Origin of the sequence: Advenella incenata (assembly GCF_004217095.1) — a bacterium.
In the GTDB taxonomy this organism is placed as follows: Bacteria; Pseudomonadota; Gammaproteobacteria; order Burkholderiales; family Burkholderiaceae_B; genus Advenella; species Advenella incenata.
In genome coordinates, this window is sequence record NZ_SHKO01000001.1 from 1,860,305 (window position 1) to 1,880,519 (window position 20,215).

At 56.1% G+C, this 20,215-nt stretch carries 15 protein-coding genes and 1 pseudogene; 7 read left to right on the forward strand and 9 right to left on the reverse strand.

Annotated elements, in window-relative coordinates; genetic code table 11:
- Nucleotides 1-5 precede the first annotated feature (5 nt).
- The 4 genes from nuoL to EV681_RS22700 are packed head-to-tail and all read left to right on the forward strand — an operon-like array spanning nt 6 to nt 5,549.
- Nucleotides 6-2,045, forward strand: coding sequence for an NADH-quinone oxidoreductase subunit L (gene nuoL, locus EV681_RS08415; RefSeq protein ID WP_130303726.1), 2,040 nt, complete (start codon nt 6-8; stop codon nt 2,043-2,045).
- A gap of 10 nt (nt 2,046-2,055) precedes the next feature.
- Complete coding sequence (locus EV681_RS08420; protein WP_128394536.1) at nt 2,056-3,537, forward strand: NADH-quinone oxidoreductase subunit M; 1,482 nt, start codon at nt 2,056-2,058, stop codon at nt 3,535-3,537.
- A gap of 9 nt (nt 3,538-3,546) precedes the next feature.
- The gene (gene nuoN / locus EV681_RS08425; RefSeq protein ID WP_128394535.1) at nt 3,547-5,031 is read left to right on the forward strand and encodes an NADH-quinone oxidoreductase subunit NuoN; all 1,485 of its coding nucleotides are present in this window, start codon (nt 3,547-3,549) and stop codon (nt 5,029-5,031) included.
- A 14-nt stretch (nt 5,032-5,045) separates the two neighbouring features.
- The gene (locus tag EV681_RS22700; protein ID WP_242612171.1) at nt 5,046-5,549 is read left to right on the forward strand and encodes a DUF2818 family protein; all 504 of its coding nucleotides are present in this window, start codon (nt 5,046-5,048) and stop codon (nt 5,547-5,549) included.
- 341 nt (nt 5,550-5,890) lie between these two features.
- On the opposite strand, the gene EV681_RS08435 is transcribed toward EV681_RS22700, so the two are convergent.
- The 5 genes and pseudogenes from EV681_RS08435 to mfd form a co-directional block, all read right to left on the reverse strand.
- Nucleotides 5,891-6,598 (reverse strand): 3'-5' exonuclease, encoded by a 708-nt coding sequence (locus tag EV681_RS08435; protein ID WP_130303727.1) that lies wholly within the window; start codon nt 6,596-6,598, stop codon nt 5,891-5,893.
- A gap of 54 nt (nt 6,599-6,652) precedes the next feature.
- Complete coding sequence (locus EV681_RS08440; RefSeq protein ID WP_130303728.1) at nt 6,653-8,539, reverse strand: DUF294 nucleotidyltransferase-like domain-containing protein; 1,887 nt, start codon at nt 8,537-8,539, stop codon at nt 6,653-6,655.
- A gap of 97 nt (nt 8,540-8,636) precedes the next feature.
- Nucleotides 8,637-8,983: pseudogene (locus tag EV681_RS08445) on the reverse strand (VOC family protein).
- Nucleotides 8,984-9,022: 39 nt separating this feature from the next.
- Complete coding sequence (serB, locus tag EV681_RS08450) at nt 9,023-9,895, reverse strand: phosphoserine phosphatase SerB (RefSeq protein WP_128394531.1); 873 nt, start codon at nt 9,893-9,895, stop codon at nt 9,023-9,025.
- A 28-nt stretch (nt 9,896-9,923) separates the two neighbouring features.
- Nucleotides 9,924-13,361 (reverse strand): transcription-repair coupling factor, encoded by a 3,438-nt coding sequence (gene mfd / locus EV681_RS08455; protein ID WP_242612172.1) that lies wholly within the window; start codon nt 13,359-13,361, stop codon nt 9,924-9,926.
- Nucleotides 13,362-13,588: 227 nt separating this feature from the next.
- Here mfd and EV681_RS08460 point away from each other — a divergent pair, with 227 nt between their 5' ends.
- Nucleotides 13,589-14,326: an IspD/TarI family cytidylyltransferase gene (locus tag EV681_RS08460; RefSeq protein ID WP_128394529.1), complete on the forward strand. Its 738-nt coding sequence runs from the start codon at nt 13,589-13,591 to the stop codon at nt 14,324-14,326.
- Nucleotides 14,327-14,434: 108 nt separating this feature from the next.
- On the forward strand, nt 14,435-14,920 hold the full coding sequence (ispF, locus tag EV681_RS08465) for a 2-C-methyl-D-erythritol 2,4-cyclodiphosphate synthase (RefSeq protein WP_128394528.1): 486 nt from the start codon (nt 14,435-14,437) through the stop codon (nt 14,918-14,920).
- Between the two features lie 115 nt (nt 14,921-15,035).
- Here the strand turns inward: ispF and EV681_RS08470 are convergent, their stop codons facing one another.
- The 4 genes from EV681_RS08470 to ompR all read right to left on the reverse strand — a co-directional run bounded on the left by EV681_RS08470 (nt 15,036) and on the right by ompR (nt 18,474).
- Nucleotides 15,036-15,554 (reverse strand): carboxymuconolactone decarboxylase family protein, encoded by a 519-nt coding sequence (locus EV681_RS08470; protein WP_128394527.1) that lies wholly within the window; start codon nt 15,552-15,554, stop codon nt 15,036-15,038.
- 56 nt (nt 15,555-15,610) lie between these two features.
- A complete protein-coding gene (locus EV681_RS08475) occupies nt 15,611-16,159 on the reverse strand; it encodes a peroxiredoxin (RefSeq protein WP_128394526.1) in 549 nt (182 codons plus the stop codon).
- Nucleotides 16,160-16,306: 147 nt separating this feature from the next.
- Nucleotides 16,307-17,716, reverse strand: a complete 1,410-nt coding sequence (locus tag EV681_RS08480) for a sensor histidine kinase (RefSeq protein WP_128394525.1) — start codon at nt 17,714-17,716, stop codon at nt 16,307-16,309.
- Nucleotides 17,717-17,730: 14 nt separating this feature from the next.
- Complete coding sequence (ompR, locus tag EV681_RS08485) at nt 17,731-18,474, reverse strand: osmolarity response regulator transcription factor OmpR (RefSeq protein ID WP_025373153.1); 744 nt, start codon at nt 18,472-18,474, stop codon at nt 17,731-17,733.
- A 413-nt stretch (nt 18,475-18,887) separates the two neighbouring features.
- On the opposite strand from ompR, the gene tsaB reads away from it, so the two are divergent.
- Entirely contained in the window at nt 18,888-20,213 is a 1,326-nt protein-coding gene (gene tsaB, locus EV681_RS08490) for a tRNA (adenosine(37)-N6)-threonylcarbamoyltransferase complex dimerization subunit type 1 TsaB (protein ID WP_130303729.1), read from the forward strand.
- Nucleotides 20,214-20,215 lie beyond the last annotated feature (2 nt).

Genomic DNA, 20,215 nt, shown 5'->3' on the forward strand with positions numbered 1-20,215 from the left:
CCGGAATGAACAACTCCTTATCATCTTCACTGCTTCTGGTCATTGCACTGGCTCCCTTGCTGGGCGCCATCCTTACTGGTTTTTTCGGAACCGGCTTTATCGGCCGCTCAGTCAGCCGCCGTGCTTCCCACATGATCACGATCATCCTGGTGGCCGTGTCGTTCTTTGGTTCGGCCTACGTGCTGTACCAGGTTGGCTTTAACGGGGCTTACTATAACGATACGGTCTATACGTGGAGCCTGATCGGCACCCGCGTCGCAGAGGTGGGCTTCCTGGTTGATGCGCTGACTGCGCTCATGATGGTTGTGGTCACGTCCGTATCGCTGATGGTTCACATCTATACCATCGGTTATATGTCCGATGATCCGGGCTATCAGCGTTTCTTCTCTTATATTTCGCTGTTCACCTTCTCCATGCTGATGCTGGTCATGGCCAACAACATGCTGCAGCTGTTCTTTGGCTGGGAAGCGGTGGGCCTGGTCTCTTATCTGCTGATTGGTTTCTGGTACACGCGGCCTACGGCGATTTTCGCCAACATGAAGGCGTTCCTGATCAACCGCGTGGGCGATTTCGGCTTTGTGCTAGGCATTGCGTTGTTGTTTGCCTATACCGGTTCACTGAACTACACCGACGTTTTTGCCCAGTCCGACAAACTGGCAGCCACCGCTTTTCCGGGTACCGACTGGCACCTGATCACGGTTGCATGTATCTGCCTGTTTATCGGTGCCATGGGTAAATCGGCTCAGGTGCCGCTGCATGCCTGGCTGCCTGACTCCATGGAAGGCCCGACCCCCATCTCCGCCCTGATTCACGCGGCAACGATGGTGACTGCCGGTATCTTCATGGTCGCGCGTTTCTCGCCCCTGTTTGAACTGTCTCCCACGGCGCTTTCATTTGTGATCGTGATCGGCAGTATCGGTGCACTGTTCCTGGGTATTCTGGGTATCATTCAGAACGACATCAAACGGGTGGTTGCCTATTCGACCCTGTCTCAATTGGGTTATATGACAGTGGCGCTGGGTGCATCGGCTTATCCGATAGCCATTTTCCACCTGATGACGCACGCTTTCTTTAAAGCGCTGCTGTTCCTTGGCGCCGGTTCCGTGATTATCGGCATGCACCATGACCAGGACATCCGCAATATGGGTGGCTTGCGCAAGTACATGCCAATCACCTGGATCACCTTCCTGATCGGAACCTTGTCATTGGTCGGTACGCCATTCTTTGCCGGTTTTTACTCCAAAGAACATATCATCGAGGCTGCCGGCGCAGCAACGGTATGGGGTAGCGGGTTCGCCTATTGGGCAACGCTGATCGGGGTATTCGTCACGTCGCTGTACTCTTTCCGCGTGTACTTTCTGGTGTTTCACGGCAAGCCGCGATTCAATACCGATGGTCATGCGCATAACGGCGACGATCATGCCGCTGCACACGATACGCACGGCCATGATGACCACCATCACGGCGGCACGCCACACGAGTCTCCATGGGTTGTGACACTGCCTCTGGTACTGCTGGCCATCCCTTCCATTGTGATTGGCGCCTGGGTGATTGATCCGCTGCTGTTCGGCGATTTCTTCAAGGGCGTGATTACGGTTTCCGAAGCACATCCGGCCATGCAGGAACTGGCGCATGAGTTTCACGGCTGGGTTGCATATGGCCTGCATGCTTTCATCACAGTGCCGTTCTGGCTGATGATCGCCGGACTGGTCGTTGCGTGGTACTGCTATCTGGTCAATCCGGCGCTGCCTGCGCGCGTTTATCGCTCGCTGTCAGGCGTCAATCGGATCCTGGAAAACAAATACTATGTAGACTGGGTCAACGAAAACATCTTTGCGCGTGGTGCCCGTGGTCTGGGTATGCTGTTCTGGAACGTTGGCGACAAGGGTGTGATCGATGGCGGACTGGTCTCGGGCAGTACGCGTCTTGTCGGGCTGTTGGCTGCCATCAGCCGCCATCTGCAATCTGGTTATATTTACCATTATGCATTTGCCATGATCGTTGGCGTAATTGCCTTCATTTCAATATTTGTGCTGGTACTTTAAGATGGGCGAAATGACTTCTACCTTACCCTGGCTGTCCCTGGCAATTTTTGTGCCGATCGTTGCCGGTATTCTGGTTCTGATCATGGGCAGCGATGAACGCGCCGATTTCACCCGCAAGCTGGCACTCTTCGGCTCCGTGATCAGCTTTCTGGTCACCTTGCCGGTGTATTTTGGTTTTGACGGTTCAACGGCGCAAATGCAGTTTGTCGAAAAAACGCCCTGGATCGATGCCTTCTCTGCGACCTATCATCTGGGCGTGGACGGTATTTCGATGTGGCTGGTGCTGCTCACGTCCTTTATCACGGTGATTGTCGTGCTGGCCGGTTGGGAAGTGATCACCAAGCGTGTTGCTCAGTACATGGCCGCGTTCCTGATCCTGTCTGGCCTGATGGTTGGGGTGTTTGCCGCCCTGGACGGTCTGCTGTTCTATATATTCTTCGAAGCTACGCTGATCCCGATGTATATTATCATCGGCGTTTGGGGCGGCCCGAATCGTGTTTATGCAGCGTTCAAGTTCTTCCTGTATACGCTGCTTGGCTCATTGCTGACATTGGTCGCTTTCATTTATCTGTATACGCAGACCGGGTCGTTCGACATTCAGGTCTGGCAGCAGGCCAAGCTGGGCTATACGCCGCAAATGCTGATCTTCTTTGCATTGCTGGCTGCCTTTGCCGTCAAGGTCCCCATGTGGCCGGTACACACGTGGTTGCCGGATGCACACGTGGAAGCGCCTACCGGTGGTTCGATCGTGCTGGCCGCGATCATGCTCAAGCTGGGCGCCTACGGTTTCTTGCGGTTTTCTCTGCCCATTGCGCCGGATGCGTCGCACAGCATGGCCGGCCTGATGATAGGGCTGTCGCTGGTTGCCGTGATCTATATCGGCCTGGTGGCGATCGTTCAGGACGACATGAAAAAACTGGTGGCGTATTCATCGGTCGCTCACATGGGTTTTGTCACCCTGGGCTTTTTCCTGTTCAATACAGCAGGCATGGAAGGCGCGATTATTCAGATGATCTCGCACGGTTTTGTCTCGGGCGCCATGTTCCTGTGTATCGGCATCCTGTATGATCGCCTGCATACGCGGCGCATTGCCGATTACGGCGGTGTGATTAACACGATGCCCAAGTTCGTCACGTTCTTTGTATTGTTTTCGATGGCCAATAGCGGCCTGCCTGCGACCAGCGGATTCGTTGGCGAGTTCTATGTGATTCTGGGTGCAGTCGAGCATAACTTCTGGATCGGCCTGCTTACCGCGACCGCGCTGATCCTGGGTGCATCGTACTCGTTGTGGATGGTCAAGCGCGTCGCCTATGGCGATATTACCAATGAAGCGGTAAAGCAGATGAAAGATGTCAATTGCCGCGAATATGCACTGCTGGCAATTCTGGCGATCTTTGTGCTGGTAATGGGTATCTATCCGAAACTGTTTACCGATGTGATGCACGTGTCCGTCCAGCAATTGCTGGATCACGTGGCCGTTTCTAAACTGTAAGACTGAGTCATCATGGAAAATCAATTTAATTTTGCACTTGCAGCGCCTGAAATCATTCTGGTGATCATGGCCATGGGCATTCTGGTTTACGATGCATTCAGTCATGAAGCCAGTCGCAAAACCACCTATGTATTTTCGCTGTGCGCGCTGATCATTCTGACAGTGGTATCACTGATGCAGTGGAATAGCGGTATTGGCGGCACCACCTTTTATGGCATGTATGTTGCCGATCCGCTGGCGCACTTTCTGAAGATCGCGTCATATCTGGCGGTGCTGGTCACGCTGATCTACAGCCGCCAGTATGTGGTGGATCGTGACATGTCCAAGTCGGGAGAATTGTATCCGCTGACGCTGTGCGCGTTGCTGGGACAGATGGTGATGATTTCCGCAAGCAGCATGCTGACCATTTATCTGGGCCTGGAGCTGATGTCCCTGGCTCTGTACACCCTGGTTGCGCTGCGCCGTGATTCTTTGGTTGCCACCGAGTCGGCCATGAAATATTTCGTGCTGGGTGCGCTGGCTTCCGGCTTCATGCTTTACGGTATTTCAATGGTGTACGGTGCGACCGGCCACGTGGATCTGGCCGGGGTAATGCAGGTTATCCGCAGCGGTCAGGCAGGTGAAATGACCCTGGTCCTGGGTACGGTCTTTGTTGTTGCCGGTTTGGCATTCAAACTGGGCGCCGTGCCATTTCATATGTGGATTCCCGACGTCTATCAAGGGGCGCCCACTGCCATTACGCTGACAATCGGCGCTGCGCCGAAGCTGGCGGCGCTGGCTATCACGCTGCGTCTGCTGATCGAAGGACTTAATGGTGTTGCCTTAAGCTGGCAGCCCATGCTGATCATTCTGGCGGTACTGTCGCTGGCCATTGGTAATCTGACTGCGATCATGCAGACCAACTTCAAGCGGATGCTGGCTTATTCCACCATTTCGCATGTCGGCTTTGTGCTGCTTGGGCTGCTCTCAGGCGTTGCTGCTAACGGTACGGTTATGAGCGGCGCCTATGCCTCGTCTCTGTTTTATATCGTGACCTATGTGCTGACTACCCTGGCCAGTTTCGGCTTGGTGCTGTTGATGAGCCGCCAGGGTTTTGAATGCGAAAATATCGACGATCTCAAGGGCCTGAATCAACGCAGTCCGCTGATGGCCTTCGGCATGTTGTTGCTGATGTTCTCTTTGGCAGGTATTCCGCCACTGGTCGGCTTTCACGCTAAACTGGTCGTCTTGCAGGCAGTGGTGTCGGCCGGGCATGTGTGGCTGGCGATCTATGCAGTCCTGTGTTCGCTGATTGGTGCGTTTTACTATCTTCGCGTTGTCAAAGTGGTGTATTTCGACGAACCGGTGCAAGGGGTTCCGGCTCCTGATACGGCCTGGTCATTCCGCAGCGGCGTGATGTCGGTCAATGGTCTGCTGATCATTGTGCTGGGTGTCTTGCCGGGCGGCCTGATGACCCTGTGCGTGCAGGTCATTGACGCTTCACTAAAATTCTGACGGACTGATCCTTTATGTATCCTGCTGAATCGATCTGGATTTTCATAGCGCTGGCGTTTGTGTTTGCCATCGCACCGTTTCTGACCGAAAGGGCCTTTGTCTTTACGTTATGGTCGCAAACGGGCGAGGGGCAAAATCCACTCTGGTTCTATCCGCTGCGCGCCTTGCTATCGTATGCGGTGCTTGGCGCCGGTTGCTGGCTGCTTGGAACACAGGCCGGGAACCTGACTTATATGCTGGCAGGTGTATTGCTGCTGGGTTTGGCACTATATGCGCCGGGCGCCCTAGTTACGCCAAGCGTGCCGGTCAAGCATGTGAGTACGCGCCTGCTGGAAGTGCTGATTGGCTATTTTATTGTCGGCGCCATCGGCTTTGCCATTGAAGCCAACTACGCGAATCCTTCAGTGAAAAACTGGGAGTTTTACGCGATTGCTGCGTGTCTGTACGTGGTGCTGGCCTATCCCGGCTTTGTCTGGCGCCATCTGATGAAGCATCCCGGGCGCCATAAAACGGCCTGAAGACAGCCTGGCTATTGAACCGAATCCCGGCAGTGCGCGCACTGGCCGGGATTTTTTATGGAGACCGCCGACGTAGCGATATAAGGTGATGCCTATATCTGCGTAGATGTGTTTGGTGTGGTTGATCTGTTCTTGGTGGTGTGGCGTGGTGTGGTTGATCTGTTCTTGGTGGTGTGGTGTGGTGTGGTCGTGCTACGGTCGTACCACCACACCTCCAAACCCTCCACACCGCCACTATTTGCCACACGGCATTACACTGCATTGTATTGAGATGCATTATTGCCTTAGATGGTATTGCTGTGCACAGCAGTTAAGCGACGATAGCGCGCTCATCCGTCTATTTACCGCCCGAGTATTTGCCGGTATTGCCGTTCTGCGACGCCCAGGGTGTTGAGCGTGCGCCAGCCTTGTTGCTCGCATTTTTTGTTGATGCACAGAAACAGCTCGGCAGTCGCCAGCGCATCGGCCACTGCGTTGTGACGCCGATGGTTGTGTATATTAAACAGTTGCATCCAGTCGTCCAGCGTTCTGTGATTCAAGGCTTGCTCGCGCATCAGGGCAGGGGCCAGATAGGCCAGGTCTATCCATTGCCTTTTTTTAAGATCGGTTTGCAGCCACATTTTCAGGCTTTTTTCGAGCATGGTCTGGTCAAAGGCGACATGGAAGGCCAGCAGAGGGTCGGAGCCGATATATTCAAGAAACTGCATGAGAGCCTCGGCCGGATCGATGCCGCTGCGTTGTTTTCCACCGGCAATGCCATGGATCAGAATATTGCTTTTGCTGCTGATCTGCTCTTGCCGTAGAACAATATCGAAGGCATCGTCCAGCATGATACGCCCGCGCTCAATGGCAACTGCGCCAATCGCGATCAGGGTATCTTTTTTCAGATTGAGGCCACTGGTTTCCACATCCAGCACCACGATTCTACTCTCAAGAACCGCCTGGGCGCCGCTGGGTTGCGGCAGTGCGCACCACGCCTCAAAGCGCGCTTGCAGCGAGGCAGGGCGCCGGTGTACATTGCGCGAACGGAAAAGCCCCAGCAGACTCATGGCTGTTGCCTCCTGACCGCTAGTCGAAATGATCCTGGTGGTTGTCGCAGTGTCTTACAGTGCATATTTTACCGCCAGCATACTTTGCAGGGACTTGGCCAGCCTGAAGGCTTCACGCAGGATCCGATTATCCAGGGCATTAAGCGTGCCTGGGTCGATCTGATTAGAGTAAGGCTGATTTTTTGCAGCGGCCTGATGATGCAATTGCATTCGCAATAACTGGATGTACAGGAATGCTTCTGCATAGGCGTCGGCCTGTTCCTGGCGCAGTCCGGCTTTCGGCCCTGCCTCTTTGAGGCGCAGCACCGTATTGGTGTGGGTGCTGGCTGTCTGCAGTGCCAGTATGCGTGCGGCGTCGACAAAGAGTACCGCTGCCTGGGTCTTCAGATCCAGGGTGTTGTCCTGGCTGGTCACGAAATCACGGAACAGTCCCAGTGGTGGTTTGCGTGACAGCGCAGTCTGCGTCAGAAAACGCAGAAACAGCGGGTGCTGTGTCAGGGTCTGGTTCAGCCATTGGCGCAGCGAGGTGGCCAGTTGCTCATTGCCTTCCAACGCACGAAAATCAAAGAAGATGGTGGAGTGCATGATTGCCTGCGGATCGGGGCTGCTGATCCAGGTGCCAAAGCGTGCGCGCCATTCTTCGGTGCTCAGGCACCATTGCGGGTTCGACGCCATGATATTGCCTTTGCACAAGGGAAAGCCGCAGATATCCAGGGCCTCATTAACCTCTTTGGCAAACGCCAGCAGGATAGGTCGTCTCGCTTGGGCTTGCTGCGCATCGGTGGCGCTAAAGATAATACCATTGTCCTGATCGGTATAGAGCGTCTGTTCCATGCGGCCTTCGGAGCCCAGCGCCAGCCAGCAATAGTCCAGTGTCTGCACCTGCGGGTGCCGTTCGCGCATCAAGCGGGAAATCTGGTTCAGCGTCAGATCGTTCAAGACTGAAATAATCTGTGTAATCTGTTCTACAGCGATACCCTGGGCCATCATATTGTCGCCCAGCTTGCGAATATCGTCGCAGCAGGCGGCGACCTCCTGGACCGATTGCGCTGCCTGCAGACGCAGATTGATTTGTCGCAGGCTGATTCGCTGCAGCGAGAACAGGTCTTTTTCCGACACCATTCCGTGCAGTCTGCCAGTGTCGCCGTCGGCGACCACGATATGCCTGAATCCACGCCTGGCCATGATGAGCGCGGCTTCAGAGGCGGGAGCATCCGGCGGCAGCGAAACTGGATCTGCCGTCATGTAGCCGGCAAAGGGGGCATCCAGATCGGCCTGCGGCAGTGCGACCCGGGTAAGCAGGTCTTGCAATGTGAAAATGCCGACCACCTGCTTATTGACATCGACCGCGATGATGGAGCCAACCTGCTGTTCCTTCATGTGTTGCAAGACTTCGCGTAGCGGCAGGCTGGGTGAACAGGTAACCGGCTCTCTTCGGATCAGTTGCCGCAAGGGCATAGTCAGCGGCGGGTGTTCAGCGCTGCTGCGACTATATTGCGCCTGGATAATCTGTTTGGAGTACTCAAGAAGCAGGGCGGTGCGCTGCTCGCAATAGTCTCGGAAAACAGGCGATTCTGCGCGCAGTTGGGCAAAGCCGGCAAGGCACAGTTCATAGACAAAAGTATCGGTTGCCGCCACGAATTGGCTGCCGGGGGAGCGACGAGCCAGGATGGCGCCCAGGGGAAAGCATTCGCCCTCGTGCAATTCGAAGGTATCGCGGTACTGACGGGCTGAGCTGGCCAGTTGTTCAGTCTGGACAATACCCTGTTTGACGATATAGAAGGTTTCGGGTGGTGGCGCGTTGGCCGGGATAATAGTCTCGCCCTTGGCGAAGTAATTGATGGCCAGTCGGCCCGCCAGTGCGTCCAGTACGTGCTCCTGCATGTTCTGAAAGGGGGGGAAGCGTCTCAGATGCTCTACGATGGCCTGATTCAACTGCATGGTATGTCCCTGGCAATGGGTTGTCGTCTGTCGGGCAGTATGCGATTCCTTCACGGGCAAGGTTGTTGCAGGATCTATTTTATACCTGCTTGCTTCTTCAGAGATGAACCAGAATATTAATCAGGCGGTCAAAGGGATCGCGTACGTAAAAACGGCGCACCCCCCAGGGTTCGGTCACCGGTCCGTATTTCGGTGTAATGGCTGCCGCCTCGCAGCGTTGCAGGGCCTCATCCAGATCGTCCACTTCAATGGACAGATCGGGTACTGGGGTTCCTGACCCGCCTTCACTGGCGATACTCAGTTGCGTCTGCATGGTCTGGTCTGAACCGTAAGTAGCCAGCCATGGTCCATCAACAGATCCAGGCCCAGGATGTCCTGATAAAACGCTTTGGCAGCAGCGACGTTGGGGCTTTGGATGTTGGCGACAATACGTTTGACTTTCATGGGTTCAGCTCCATTGCGAGGGGCCTTCTTTGCCGGCACCTAACGGCGTTGTGCTGCCTGGACAGCGTCTTTGCTGTCAAACCAGTTGAGCACAGCGTCCAGACCCGCGTAATTGATCTGGAATGTGGCCGCTTCCTGTAATACCGGTTTGGCCCGATAGGCCACTGAGTAGGTGGCGTTGGACAACATGTTCAGGTCGTTTGAGCCATCGCCCATGGCGATGCACTGCGCCGGGGTGGCGTTCAGCGACGCCGCCAGTGACTTGAGGTACGCAGCCTTGCGGTCACCATCGACGATATCACCTACGACCTGTCCGGTCAATTTGCCATTTTCCACTTGCAGAACGTTGGCGTGGGCACTGTCCAGCCCGAGGCGGGCGCGCAGTTTTTCCGTAAAGAAGGTAAAGCCGCCAGAGACGACCATGACGTGAACACCGGCCGCCTGCATGGTTCGAATCAATTTTTCAGCGCCCGTATTCAGTTGCAGGCGCTCATCGTAAACGCGTTGCAGGTCGGCTTCGGCGACACCCTTGAGCAGGGCAACACGCCGGCACAGGCTTTCACTGAAGTCCTTTATTTCGCCGCGCATGGCTGCCTCTGTGATGGCTGATACCTCTGCTTTTTTGCCTACCATGTCGGCAATCTCGTCGATGCATTCGATATTGATCAGGGTCGAGTCCATATCCATGGCCAGCACTTTCATCTCACCCAGCGGGCGGATCGTTTGCAGAGCAGCCAGATCGACATGGCGGGTTTTGGCCCATTCCTGCAATTGGGGCAATGCCGTTTCATCAATGTCTTCCAGGCGCATGGCGCAGGCATTCAGCGGTGTAATGCGGTTGGCGCTGGCCAGCGCAGCGGCCTGTTCGATCAGGTCATGGCGAATGCCGGGGGCTTGGAGTACGAGATGCATGTTAAGGAAAATCCGGATGAAAAGGAAATCAGGCCGCCAGTGTCTTGAGCAGCAGGCGAATGGTATCGATGCGGCGACTGATGTCGGGCATATTGTTCAGTTCAATGCGCAATTTATCAGCCCCCGAAAAACGAATGTGCTTTTGTTTTTGCACCAGCTCGATCATTTTAAGTGGGTCGGCGCAGGTCTTGGGGCCAAAGACCAGCAGCGCCTGATCATCGCTGATGTCGACCTTGGTGATGCCCAGTGCTTCGGCCAGAATGCGTAGCCGGTGCGTTGCGATCAACATACGGGCCGGGTCCGGCATTTTGCCAAAGCGGTCGGTGAGTTCTTCCTGGATGGCCAGCAGGTCATCTTCGGTCTTGGCGTGGGCCAGCTGCTTATACAGGGACAGGCGGGCATGGATGTCGGTACAGTAATCGGCAGGCAGCAGGGCAGACGTGTGCAGTTTGACTTCGCAGACAGAATTGAACGGGGTCTCCAGATCCGGCTCTTCGCCGGCCTTGAGCGCACGTACGGCTTCGTTGAGCAGATCGCTGTACATGGTAAAGCCGATTTCGTTGATATTGCCCGATTGCGATTCGCCCAATACTTCGCCCGTGCCCCTGATTTCCAGATCGTGCATGGACAGAAAGAAGCCCGAACCGAGTTCTTCCAGGGACTGGATGGCCTCCAGCCGTTTTTTTGCATTGCTGGTGATGGCGTCTTCGCCCGGCGTGAGCATATAGGCATAGGCCTGATGGTGCGAGCGGCCGACACGGCCCCGCAACTGATGCAGTTGCGCCAGGCCCAGCCGGTCGGCGCGATGAATAATAATGGTATTGGCGCTTGGCACGTCGATACCCGTTTCAATAATGGTGGTGCACAGCAGAATGTTAAAGCGCTGCTGATAAAAGCCCTTCATGACCTCTTCAAGTTCGCGCTCAGGCATCTGGCCATGGGCCACGGCAATGCGCGCTTCGGGCAGGAGCTCTTCCAGGCGCGCGCGGCGGTTCTGAATGGTTTCCACTTCGTTGTGCAGAAAGTAAACCTGACCGCCGCGCTTCAATTCACGCAGGGCGGCTTCGCGGATGGTGCCATTGTCCTCGCGCCGTACGAATGTTTTGATGGCCAGGCGCTTTTGCGGCGCCGTGGCAATCACGGAAAAATCACGTATGCCTTCAAGGGACATGCCCAGCGTGCGCGGAATCGGCGTTGCGGTCAGTGTGAGGATGTCCACTTCAGCGCGCAGCGCCTTGAGCGCTTCTTTCTGACGCACGCCGAACCGATGTTCTTCGTCAATGATGACCAGCCCCAGGCGCTTGAATTTGACTTCCTTGCCCAGCAGCTTATGCGTGCCGATGACAATGTCAACCGTACCATCCTGCAGCCCGTCCAGCGACGCCTTGACTTCCTTGGTACTGCGAAAGCGCGACAGTTCTGCCACGCGCACCGGCCAGTCGGCAAACCGGTCGGCGAAGGTCTGGGCATGCTGTTCGGCCAGCAGCGTGGTGGGGCACAGCAATGCGACCTGTTTGCCATTGGCCACGCACAGGAAGGCGGCGCGCAGGGCAACTTCGGTCTTGCCGAAGCCGACATCGCCGCACACCAGGCGGTCCATTGGTTTGCCGGATGTCATATCGCCGATCACCGAGTCAATAGCGGCTTGCTGGTCAACGGTTTCCTCAAAGCCAAAGCCTTCGACAAAGGTCTGGTAGTCGGAAAAGGGCAGCTTGAAGGAAAAGCCTTCACGTGCGGCGCGCAGTGCATACAGGGCCAGCAGCTCGGCTGCGGCATCGCGGATTTGCTTGGCGGCCTTCTTGCGGGCCCGGTCCCATTGCCCGGAACCTAATTGATGCAGCGGCGCATGCTCAGGATCGGCGCCGCTATAGCGGGAGATCACGTGCAGTTGCGAGACCGGGACATATAGCGTGCTATTGCCTGAATATTGCAGATGCAATAACTCGATATCGCCTTCACCCAGGTCCATGGTGACCAGGCCGTGGTAGCGCCCGATACCGTATTGCATATGGACGACCGGATCGCCTTCGCGCAACTCGGACAGGTCGCGCACCATGGCGTCAACGTTGCTGCTGCGTTCCTGTTTGCGGCGACGGCGCTGGGCGACCGATGCCGAGCCGGGATACAGGTCGTTCTCTGTGACCAGGCACAGCTGCCGGTCGCGAATGATAAAACCGGTGTTCAGCGGCGCAATAGCAATGCCAAAATCGATATCGGAGGCGACAAAGTCCTGGACGTTGTCAAAGGCTGCACTGGGCTCCAGTTGCTGTTCGCGCAGCAACTGCAACAGCGTTTCACGGCGACCGGCCGAATCGGCGCAGAGCAGCAATCGTTGTTCTCCGCGATTTAACCAGGCGCGCAGGCGCGCAAAAGGATCATCGCTGCGTCTGAGCACGGCGATATCGGGGGCCGGCGCAAACTGCGCATTGGGGGAGGTTTCATCCAGATGCAGTCGGGCAAAGGACTTCAGGTGCACAAAAAACTGTTCTTCAGACAGAAACAGGTGCTCGGGCGCCAGTACGGGCCGCTCGCGATCGCTTTTGAGGAACCGGTAGCGGCTTTGCGTGTCGTCGTGGAACTGTCGGATGGCCTCTTCGACCGCGCCGACGGTGACAGTGATGGTTTCCGGACGCAGATAGTCAAACAGCGTAGCGGTATCGTCAAAGAACAACGGCAGATAATACTCGATGCCCGCGAAGGCAATGCCGTTGCCCATGTCTTTGTAGGGCATGGCACGGGACGGATCACCTTCAAACAGGTCGCGAAAGCGCGAGCGAAAATGATTGCGGGCGGTTTCGTCCATGGGAAATTCGCGGCCGGGCAATAGTTCCACTTCATTGACCGGATACAGGCTGCGCTGCGTGTCCATGTCAAAACTGCGAATGGATTCGATTTCGTCGTCAAACAGGTCAATGCGGTAGGGCAGCACTGACCCCATTGGAAACAAATCGATCAGTCCGCCCCGGATACAGAATTCTCCGGGTGCGGCCACCTGTGAGACGTGTGCATAATTGGCCAGCATCAACTGGTCGCGCAGGGCGGCCTCGTCCAGTTTGTCGCCTTTTTTGAACGAAAAGGAATAGGCCGCCAGAAACGCAGTGGGCGCCAAGCGATACAGGGCCGTGGTGATCGGCACCGTCAGAACGTCGACTTTGCCCTGCATGAGCGCGGACAGCGTCTTGAGTCTTTCGGAAATCAGATCCTGGTGGGGCGAAAAGCCATCGTAGGGCAGTGTTTCCCAGTCTGGAAACTGGCGCACCCGCAGCGTCGGGTCAAAGAGGACAACTTCGTCGTGCAGCCGTTGCGCTTGCAGGGGGTCGGCGCAGAGCAGCACCAGCGGCTTGCCGGCAGCACGAGCCAGTTCGGCCGACAGCCAGGCGTCACCCGAGCCCGGCGGACGTGGGTAGCTATAGCGTTGACCGGGTTTAAGCGCGGAAAGAAGCGGGGTGAGGGCAGTGTTTGACACAGAGGCAGAAGCAGGGAATCGAATCTGTTCATTTTATCAGATACCGGCGTGCCGCCGCCTGTCAGGACTGTAGTTCGCAACGGTCAGGGCAATGCTCCGTCCGCAGCCTGGCCTGTACTGCGCGAGCCACCGTATCGCCCGCTGCGATTTGGCTTGGCAGCGCAGCGGCATGATATTATCTGATCATCCTGAATGATGCGACAGCCGCTTCAATGGCGGCAACCACTATGACTGACAACATCTTTGCGATTATTCCCGCGGGCGGCGTGGGCAGTCGGGCCCTGACTGCCGGCCGGCAGATTCCCAAGCAGTATTGCACGATCAACGGCGTGGCCATGCTGCAACTGGCCACTGATGCCCTGCGCGCAGACGCCCGGGTTACCGCTGTCCATATTGGGGTTACGGCTGAAGATACCTGGATCGATACACTGAACCTGGGCAGCAATGTCTACGTTCATCGTACTGCCGGCGCGACGCGGGCGCAAACGGTCAGCGCCACGTTGCAGGCTGTCCTTGATTATGACGATCGTGATGGCTGGGCGCTGGTGCACGACGCGGCAAGGCCAGGGCTGCAGGCCAACACGCTCACGGCGCTGATCGATGCCTGTCTGGGTCAGAACAAGGGCGGGTTGCTGGCACTGCCTGTGCCCGATACCGTCAAACGCGCTACCCTGGATGACCAACAGCAGGTATGTGTGGCGCGGACCATTCCGCGTGAAGGCTTGTGGTTGGCGCAGACACCACAGCTTTTCCCGGCCCGCGCCTTGCTGGATGCGCTGACTGCCGCCATTGATCAAGGGCTGGACATTACCGATGAAGCCTCGGCCATGGAAGCAGTAGGCATCCGTCCCTTGTTGGTGCGTGGTTCGGCAGAAAATATGAAAGTGACCTGGCCCGGCGATTTTGCCATGATGGAGCGATGGCTGACGTTCACTGAGGCGGCCTCCGGGCAGGAGCCGGCATAATGAGCCGTCGATCTGCGGCGCGACACACATGTCGCGCGCATAAAGCTATGAAGTTAAAGAAATGAAGTTAAAGAAATAACGTTAACGCAATGATATGGAGAGTGCTGTATGACAATTGGCTTGCGGGTTGGGCAGGGGTTTGACGTTCATGCGTTACAGGAGGGGCGGCCCCTGATTCTGGGGGGTGTCACCATTGCCCACACCCATGGCCTGCTGGGACACTCGGACGCCGATGCGCTGTTGCATGCGATTACCGATGCCATTCTGGGGGCGGCGGCGCTGGGCGATATCGGCCGTTTGTTTCCTGATACCGATCCGGCATTCAAAGGCAGCGACAGTCGGGTGCTGCTGCGCGAGGCTTACCGTCGTGTTCGCGAAGCCGGCTGGCAGGTAGTGAACGTGGACGCCACCATCCATGCCCAGGCGCCGAAAATCATGCCTTATGCGGCGGCCATGGTCAGTAATATTGCTGCTGATCTGGCGCTGGATCCCACCTGCGTAAACGTCAAGGGAAAGACGAACGAGCATCTGGGGTATCTGGGGCGCAAAGAGGGTATTGCGGCCACGGCGATCGCCTTGCTTGCCAGACAATAAGCTTACTTTGCTATGGATTGTTGGCAACAAGCAAGAAGCGCTGGCCGGCGCGCTCACTAAAAAAAATGCCGCGACATTGGGTCACGGCATGACTTTATTTGAGAAGCAGACTGGCTTATTTGCCCTCGGCAGTCAAGGCCAGCGCAGCGGCGTTGACTACAGCGGCGATTCGTCCAGCATCGCGCAACTGTTCAATCGTGAAGCCTGCCTTTTTCAGATTGTCAAAATGCGACTTAACACAAAAGTGGCATTTGCCGACAATCGAGGCCGCCAGGGCAAACAGTTCAAAGCGCTCATGCTCGATGCCTCCGTGCGAAGAATAGGCATTCATGCGCAACAGCGGCGGCAGGGTTTTGAGTTGACTGTCGTCAGTCATTTCCACATAGGGATACCAGATGTTGTTCATGCCCATCAGGGCTGCTGCAGTCAGAACTCCATTGACATCTTCTGGCGACAGGCCAGACTTGAACTGCTCGATCAGAAACGGATTCTTTGCGGCATAGGCGGCAGCCAGGGCCACGCCAACCGCATCGGCTGGCTTCAGGGAGGAGCGGGCAATGGTGCCGTCCAGATTCAGGCGGATATCCTTGGCCCAATCGGGAATTTCATTTTTAATCGTCGTTAGAAATTGCATAGTTTTTTCCTATTAGAAAGGGGAGGAAAAACCCGGCGAACCGGGTTTGATGCAAATTACAGTGTATCGCCACCGGCTACGCGGTTGCATGGGCACAGCTCATCTGTCTGCAGGCCGTCCAGAATACGCAGAACTTCTTCTGGATTGCGTCCCACGTTCAGGTTGTTGACTGAAACGTGCTGGATGACGTTGTCGGGGTCAACAATGAATGTAGCGCGCAGGGCAACGCCTTCATTGCGCTCACGTACACCCAACTGATCGATCAGCGAGCCGGTAGAGTCGGCAAATGAGTAGTGACCTAGTTTGTTCAGATCAGGGTGTTCACGGCGCCATGCCAGTTTGCAGAATTCGTTGTCGACAGAGCCGCCCATCAGTACGGCGTCACGGTCTTCGAAGTCTTTGGCCAGGTTGTTAAAGCCAACAATCTCGGTAGGACACACGAATGTGAAATCTTTTGGATAGAAGTAGATCACTTTCCACTTTCCGGGGAAAGACGATTCTGTGATGTCTTCGAATGCAGAAACGCCGTTTTCTTCATGGTTGTTGAAACCAGGTTTGACACCGACTACTTTGAACGATTCGAGCTTTTCACCAACTGTTTTCATAACTGTTCCTCATAAGAAGTTGAACAACCGCCCGGTGGTACCGGGCCTGCTTATTTGCCGCGCCGCAAGGCATGGCAAGGGAGTGGACGGTTTGCCACGATGGCCTCGCCCACTTTCCAATATAAGTTTTAATGTTATTTTACACTATCAATACGGGCTGTCTAATTGATAATTTCTATCTCGCGCTTTGGGAATTTCTATGTGTCCGATCAGTCCGGTTGGATGGTTCGGCAGCAGTTTCAGGGTGCCGCCCACGTGCTGCAGCAGTCGTTCGACGATCGACAGGCCCAGGCCAGCGCCCGACACGCCAGTCCGTGCGGCTTCGCCACGTGAAAAGGGGCGCAGCAGTCTTTCGGTATCCTTGGCATTGATGCCTGCGCCATTGTCGCAGACATCGATCTCGATCATGCTGCCTTTTTCGCGGACCCGCACCAGGATATGGGGTTGGCCGTCAGCGACGGATCGACCGTAGCGGCGACTGTTTTCAATCAGATTGCTGACAATTCGCTTCAGGTTCAGTTCCCCGATCCGTGCGTACAGATTCGGCTGGATCATGGTGCGCAGCGTGCCGCCGAGCGATTCCGTATGCGCTTTTTCCCTGTCGGAGATGTCCCGCAAAATGGAGGAAATATTGATGGCCTTCTCCGGGAGCACCCCGGCCGGCCGGGCATACTCCATCAACTGGCCGATACTGTGATCGATCTGTCCGAGGTCTTCATCAATGGCGCTGCGGGTTTCGTCGCTGACATTACTCAGTTCGATTTCCAGGCGCATACGCGCCAGGGGCGTGCGCAGATCATGAGAAATGCCGGCCAGCATTAATTCCCGGTCAGCTTCCGTCTGACGGATATCGCGCGCCATGCGATTAAAGGCATTATTGAGTTCACGGATTTCCAGTGGTCCCTGGTCGTCCGGCAAGGGGGCGGGGTTTTCACCTCGCGCGACCTGCTGGGCGGCCTTGGCCAGGCGTGACAGCGGCGTGTTGACAAACCGAACGCTGATCGCGGCCCCGATCAGCGCCAGCAGCAGGGCGATCACGCCCCAGCCGATCCATTCACGCATTTGCGGCAGATTGTCTGTGGACGATTTGAGCAGCAGCCAGTACAGTTCGTCGCCCACGTTGAAACTGATCCAGATGCCGGGTTCGCCATTCATGCTGGAGGCGATCTTGGTCACGGTCTGGGTGTCGGAGCGCTGGATTTTGTCTGCGAAAATGCGCCAGAACGTAGTATCCGGCAATGGCTGCAGTACATCATCCAATTGCCGGGGAAAAACCTGGATATCCCCGGTCGTGGCCAGGTCAATCACCAGTGCATTGCGGTCATTGGGGGGGACGTAGGCGAGCGACTTGCGGGTGATTTTGAGTGCAGTAATACCGCGCTCGGCCATTTGCGAGGCACGCGGCTCTTCCTGCATGTTGAAAAATACGATCAGCCAGCACGTCAGACTGACGGCCAGCAATGCTGCGAGCAGGAAAAAAGACCGGCTGAACAAGCTCAGCCGGATTTTTGATGCGAAATTCTGCAGTTGAGGAACCTGAACCGGGGCAGCGGCCATGGCGGCGCCGTCTTTTAGTTACCGCCGTCCGGAACGAAGACGTAACCTAATCCCCAAACGGTCTGGATAAATACCGGTTTGGCCGGATTCGGCTCTATCAGCTTGCGCAGGCGGGAAATCTGAACGTCAAGACTTCGGTCGAAGGCTTCATATTCGCGGCCACGAGCCAGCTCCATTAGCTTGTCGCGTGACAGCGGTACTTTGGGGTGGCGGGCAAATACTTTGAGCACCGAGAATTCACCCGTGGTGATGGCGACCACTTCTTCGCCGCGGGACAGCGTACGCGTGGACAGATTCAGGGTGTAGGGCCCGAAAGCAATCGATTCGTTTTCCTGGCTGGGTGCGCCGGGGTGCTCTTCGGAGCCGCGACGGCGCAAAATGGCGTTGACTCGCGCAAGCAGTTCACGAGGATTGAATGGTTTGGACAGATAATCGTCCGCGCCCATCTCCAGGCCCAGAATGCGATCGATTTCTTCGGCCTTGGCCGTAAGCATGATGATAGGGGTATTGTCGTTGGCGCCGCGAAGCCGGCGACAGATGGACAGACCATCTTCCCCGGGCAACATCAGATCCAGGACCAGCAGGTCGAAATGTTCGCGCTGCCAGAGCTTGGTCATTTCCTTCCCGTCTTCTGCTACGAACACATTGAACCCCTGTTCAGTCAGGTATCGGCGCAGCAGGTCGCGAAGGCGAGGGTCATCATCGACTACCAGAATTTTGCGTGGAGGTGTTGACGAGGCAGTTTGTGGTGTATTCATACTAATTGGTTAAGAGCTTCCAAGAGAAGTGACAAGGCTATTTGAGCACATGTTACAGTTTCTGCTGTCGCACATGGCTGAATTTTCACCATCAGTTACACTAAAAATATTTCTCTGGATATATGTTGATGGTGGGATGCAAGTAGATACATTTTATTTCAAAATGCAAACAATGAGACGTCATGCCGATGGTTTTGGTGCTTATATATAGGCCGACAGAACGTACAAATAGGTACTACTTGCATTTTAACGCAATTCGTCCCGGGCAAAACCGGCTTCCTGTTTATAATTGCGGGATCATGTGCCCGAATGCCGCTCACCTGTCACAGGTCGCTCGCGTGTAATCGGGGGCAGTCGGCCGCCGGCTTTGGGCTTGCGGCTGTTAACACCTTTTTTGTGAATAAGCGCAGTTTATGAATGTCAATCTGATCTCCCTGGAAAGCTCGGCCACCTGTTCGTCGGCGGCACTGCTGCGGTACGAGGGTGGACAGTCCCAGACCACTGAGCAGGTCAGCAATCAGGCTAACGGTCATGCCGAACAATTATTGCCGATGCTCGATCACCTGCTGAGTTCGGCAGGACTTGATCGGACTGATATCAGCGGCATCGTCTTCGGACAGGGACCGGGTGGGTTTACCGGTCTGCGTATTGCAGCAGGCATGGCGCAAGGCCTGGGACTGGGGCTGGATATTCCGGTGTTTCCAGTATCGTCGCTGCTTGCTATTGCCGAGGCAGTCAGGCCGGTCGCTCCCGCCGCGCTGATTGTCAGCTTGCTGGATGCCCGGATGCACGAAGTCTTTCTGGCCAGCTTCAGGGAAACCGGCGATGGTGAACTCGTTCAAGAGCAGGCGCCGTGCCTGATTGCTGCAGAACAGGTTCCGCTCTGGCTCAACGGTATGAGCAGTACAAATGAAGCATCGCTGGCTGAGCGCGAGCCCGGCATGGACCGGCAACCGCCTGTTATATTGGTTGGTTCTGGCGTACATGTATGTTCGGGGCTGGCCCATTTAACCGGCCTCAAGCTGATACCGGATGCCCAACCGCGTGCTGCGATCATGGCCCGTATCGGTTTGCGCGCATGGCTCGCAAACCGATTTATCCCGGCCGATCAGGCGGCGCCGCTGTATGTGCGCGACAAAGTTGCCTTTACGATCAAGGAAAGGGGGCAGGGTCAAGGCGGTAATCCGCGTGCAGTTCCGCTATCGGCTCAGCAGATCACGCCAGGCGGCCAAACGGCAGTATCGCCCGAGAGTCAGGCGCGCAGCCAGGTGATCGGGGTGCTGCAGCAGAAGTATGCGATCCGGCCTATGACGCAGCAGGATATTGCTGCGGTCGTGGATATCGAACGCCGTGTGCAGTCCCACCCCTGGACCGAGGGTAACTTTTTCGATGCGCTAAAAGCTGGTTACGAGGCCTGGGTTGTGTGCCATGGTAGCGAGGTGGTGGCGTTTTCCTTGCAACTGATGGCGCCCGATGTTGCTCATTTGCTGCTCATTGGCGTTGCGCCCGACTGGCAGGGAAAAGGGATTGGCGCCGGCCTGCTTGCGTGGGGTGAGCAGCGCCTGCTGTTGCAGCAACTGGAGAGCCAGGTGCTGGAAGTGCGTCCGTCCAATACGGGTGCGATCGCGTTTTATCGTCGCTGGGGTTATGAACAGATCGGCGTGCGCAAGGGCTACTATCCGGACGGGCGTGGCCATAGCGAAGATGCCTGGGTTCTGCAGAAAGCCGTGGTATCCTGATG